This is a genomic window from Blautia sp. AF19-10LB, assembly GCF_003461245.1.
Taxonomy (GTDB): domain Bacteria; phylum Bacillota; class Clostridia; order Lachnospirales; family Lachnospiraceae; genus Blautia_A; species Blautia_A intestinihominis.
Map to the genome: position 1 here is coordinate 1 of NZ_QTWS01000081.1, position 2872 is coordinate 2872.

The following is a 2872-nucleotide window of genomic DNA, read 5'->3' on the forward strand; positions in this document are numbered from 1 at the left end:
AATTTGCGTGTCTAACTCATCACTGAAAGTAACGAGAATGCGACACGCAGTTATTCAAGAAAAGGGACTAACAGTCCGGCAGAAAGGAAATGGAAGCGATATTGCTTAGGGATAAAAGATGGACTGAGCCTAAAAAGTACGGTAAAATCAGTATTAGAAATGAAGCTCTGAAATCGAGAGCTGATGGAGGATAGTCGTTATGATCAGAAAGATGCAGAACCCAGATATTAATAGAATTGCTGACATATGGTTAAAGACAAATTTAAAAGCACATGATTTTATTCCTGAGCAATATTGGACAAGTAATTATGAATTAGTGAAGGAAATGATGTCACAAGCGGAAGTCTATGTGTATGAAGATAATAAAATGATTCAGGGATTTGTAGGACTAAGTAACGAATACATTGAAGGGATTTTTGTTTCTAATGAAATGCAGTCATGTGGTATAGGTAAACTTTTATTAGACTATATCAAGAATAAAAAAATTAGGTTACGATTAAACGTATACCAGAAGAATGCCAGAGCTCTCTCTTTTTACCAAAGAGAAGGGTTCGATATTCAATGTGAAGGTTTAGATGAAGCTACTGGTGAAAAAGAATACACAATGTTGTGGCAACAGAAATAGAAAGCGGATTTTGGGGGAGAATTTTATATGGAGTTACACTGCAGCCAAGGGTGGGATTTCAGCATTAACGCATGCGTTGGCAGTCAGTCTTGCAGGAAGAGTACGAGTCAATTCAATCTCTCCGGGATGGATAGATACTGACTTTACCGAATATACAGGAGCAGATGCAGTGCAGCAGCCGGTTCATCGTGTCGGAAATCCCATGGATATTGCCAATATGGTACTGTTTCTTTGCTCTGAAAAAGCAGGCTTTATCACAGGTGAAAACATCTGTATTGATGGTGGCATGACAAAACAAATGATTTACCATGGTGATTGTGGTTGGAGATTTGATGTGGTGATGTGAATATTAAAAAAACATAATAGAAAGATATATAATGCGATATTAGAAATAAAATTTCGGAAACAGGCGTATAAAACTTGAAAAATGGAAATATTACTCATATATAAAGAGAAATGAGATAGAATCTGGAAAATTGAACTTTTCATGAAAGATAAAAATCGTTATAATTAGAATATGTGTAAGGGACAGAATTGGCTTGAATATACATCAATAATGGTGCGTAAACAGTTATATATTTAACTAAAGGATAAAACGCGCAGATTTCAAAAGTGAGTAAAATCAATTATAGAGATGGATATTGATAAACAATATATTAAGAACAGAGAGGTCGTGATAGGATGTTAAAAATATGGTACTATGCCAATATCGAATACATGAAAGATGCACCTTCGTATTTTGATAATGTATATGAAGATGAATGGATTGAAGATAGTTTTGTAAAAGAAATGATTCAGGATGTGGATCATTGCACAGTTATCAGTTCACATGTTATTGACAGTCCTATACTGGGAGCCATAACGCCACGCGAATTGTCTGGTGGTGTGAAAGTTTTGATTCTTATGTTGAAGGATGATTCTTTTATTTACAACATGTCTAATTGTGGAGATAACTGCGCAAAATGGATTTTAAAGATTGCAGAGAAAAAGGATCTGACAGTATATTTGCAACATATAATGCGGTTTGAAGGTGAATTTAAAATTCAAATTATGAATACAGGGAAGATTGTATGCAATTCTGCAGAATATGTAGAAGGATTATTGGAAGCAGAGGAGATGGAAGATGAAAGGAAGTTACTGGTTTAAGGCTAAGAGTAAAAAAGTATTATTTGAATAACTGCGCATCGCATTCTCGTTACTTCAGTGATGAGTTAGAGGCGCAAATTTTTTGCAAAAAATATAAAAGGGAGTTTTATTGGACCTAAAAAGAGTTATAATAGGATAGAAAAGAACAAATAGGACTTATTTATGCCCAGTACAAGTTAGAAAGGCAGGAAGCAACTGTGAAGATAACATCCAGCTATGGAGTGGAATTACGAAAACAGAATATCCCGATCCGTCAGACACTGGATGTCTATAGGTCTGCAGTCAGCTATCTGACAGAGATCTATGCACAGGTATGGGAAGAACTGGAAAGGATCCCGGAAACAAAGAAACGTTTCAATGAAGCAGAACATCTGATACATACAACCAAAAAGAATCAGGCCCGTTTTAGCTTTGATCTTCACTTTCCAAAGATGCCTTCTTACCTGAGAAGGGCTGCCATCCAGCATGCGCTGGGAAGTGTATCCTCTTACAAAACCCGACTGGGTTTGTGGAAAAAAACAAGTCAGATAGAAGGGAAACCGAGACTTGTATATGAGAGCCATGCCATGCCAGTCTTTTACCGTGATGTAATGTACCGGGAGGATGAAGCCGGGAAGGATGCTGCTTATCTGAAACTATATGACGGGCATGACTGGAAATGGTTCCGTGTATGGTTAAGCCATACCGACATGGAGTATCTGAGAAAGAACTGGGCCGGGAAAAAGGCATCCGCCCCGACACTGGAGAAAAGACGCAGGAAATATTTTTTGCGTTTTTCTTATACAGAAGATGTGATACTCACAAAAACACCAATCAAAGAACAGATCATCTGCAGTGTGGATCTGGGGATTAACACCGATGCAGTCTGTACCATTATGCGGTCAGACGGAACTGTCCTGGGAAGAAAGTTTATCAACTTTCCCAGTGAAAAAGACCGGATGTACCGTGTGCTGGGACGGATAAAGAGATTCCAGAGAGAACATGGATCTGCACAGGTAAAGAGCAGATGGGCTTATGTAAAACGCCTGAATATCGAACTGGACAGAAAAATTGCAGGAGCAGTCACAAAATATGCAAAAGAGAACCATGCAGATATAATTG

At 37.8% G+C, this 2872-nt stretch carries 4 protein-coding genes; all 4 read left to right on the forward strand.

Annotated features, from left to right (window positions below; genetic code table 11):
* Positions 1-199 precede the first annotated feature (199 nt).
* Positions 200-625: a GNAT family N-acetyltransferase gene (locus tag DWX28_RS19065; RefSeq protein WP_118254760.1), complete on the forward strand. Its 426-nt coding sequence runs from the start codon at positions 200-202 to the stop codon at positions 623-625.
* Positions 576-971 carry an SDR family oxidoreductase gene (locus DWX28_RS19070; RefSeq protein ID WP_330417718.1) on the forward strand — a complete coding sequence of 132 codons (396 nt, stop codon included), beginning with the start codon at positions 576-578 and terminating at the stop codon, positions 969-971. The genes DWX28_RS19065 and DWX28_RS19070 overlap by 50 nt, the downstream gene beginning before the upstream one ends.
* Before the next feature lie 335 nt (positions 972-1306).
* Positions 1307-1771 (forward strand): DUF4869 domain-containing protein, encoded by a 465-nt coding sequence (locus DWX28_RS19075; protein ID WP_022213243.1) that lies wholly within the window; start codon positions 1307-1309, stop codon positions 1769-1771.
* Between the two features lie 197 nt (positions 1772-1968).
* Positions 1969-2872 (forward strand): transposase (locus DWX28_RS19080; protein ID WP_118254763.1); only part of this gene is annotated, 904 nt, incomplete at its 3' end.

Coding starts and splice junctions, on each gene's coding strand:
- DWX28_RS19075 (WP_022213243.1), top strand. CDS start 1,307: ATGTTAAAAATATGGTACTATGCCAATATCGAATACATGAAAGATGCA.
- DWX28_RS19070 (WP_330417718.1), top strand. CDS start 576: ATGAAGCTACTGGTGAAAAAGAATACACAATGTTGTGGCAACAGAAAT.
- DWX28_RS19065 (WP_118254760.1), top strand. CDS start 200: ATGATCAGAAAGATGCAGAACCCAGATATTAATAGAATTGCTGACATA.